The following is an 883-nucleotide window of genomic DNA, read 5'->3' as shown; positions in this document are numbered from 1 at the left end:
CCTTAGCGGTCCATATTGGATTCAGAATCTTCAAGATATCGTCTGTTTCAACTTCGTCGACTGGCTTTTCTCCGATAAAAGGGAATGCATAAGTAGTGAGTGTGTTGACCCACTGTTGCGCGTGTTTTGCGTTTTTCCAGCCAGCTCTATGAGCTTCGATGTAGTCCACTGCACAAGCGCGGAAGGTGTTTTCAAGATTCATCTCCCGAGCAACCCGCGCAGCCTCAGCCTGCTGGAGTGCATCAGCCTTATGTGTCAGAGGGTCGATACCCTCACGAATCAATGCTCTGTGAGTGTCGGCGCGGGAGCGCGCCTCCTTCAACCCATAGTGAGGGTAAGGGCCCAAGCCGATTTCCTTGCGCTTGCCTGCAAGCTGGTAGCGCAGCACCCACGCTTTTCCAGACTTTCGAATGACAAGGCGCAGGCCATCGCCATCATCGTACTTGCCATAATCCTTGAGGTTTTCTATCAATTTCGCGGTGAGCTTGGGCATGGTTTCGACCTCCGATCTTTGAATCCGGTCCCCCATTTGGTCCCCCACTCGTAGCCTGGAAACAGACGGAACTGGGCGGAAGCTAGAAGACTGCGACAAAATTCAAATTACCCCAAATAGGCTGTTCTAGAGCGGCCGGGCGTCGGGATTTGGATGCCGGTGGTCGGGAGTGGAAATACACTTCGAATGACTACGCTTCCGCCATATTCAAAGCCCTGATTATTCAGGGCTTTTTGCGTTTTTGGGATACGGATTTTCAGTCTCGATAGGTACTCCCATTTCCGCATTTTCACTACCGTTTCCGCAACCTCCTACCTGCAGCCTGAGAATTGTACGATTTTCAGTCGGCGCTGGAGGTGAGACGCCCCCGCGGTGGTGCCCATTACGGCC

1 protein-coding gene is annotated in these 883 nt (G+C 52.8%); it reads right to left on the bottom strand.

Going from position 1 to position 883, the window contains the following annotated elements; all coding sequences use genetic code 11:
* On the bottom strand, window positions 1-493 hold a 493-nt coding region (locus PM2_RS29445; protein ID WP_042132656.1), incomplete at its 3' end, for a tyrosine-type recombinase/integrase.
* Between the last annotated feature and the right edge of the window lie 390 nt (window positions 494-883).

The sequence above is a fragment of the Pseudomonas monteilii NBRC 103158 = DSM 14164 genome (assembly GCF_000730605.1).
Classification (GTDB): domain Bacteria; phylum Pseudomonadota; class Gammaproteobacteria; order Pseudomonadales; family Pseudomonadaceae; genus Aquipseudomonas; species Aquipseudomonas monteilii.
This window is presented reverse-complemented; position numbering and strand designations above follow the sequence as displayed.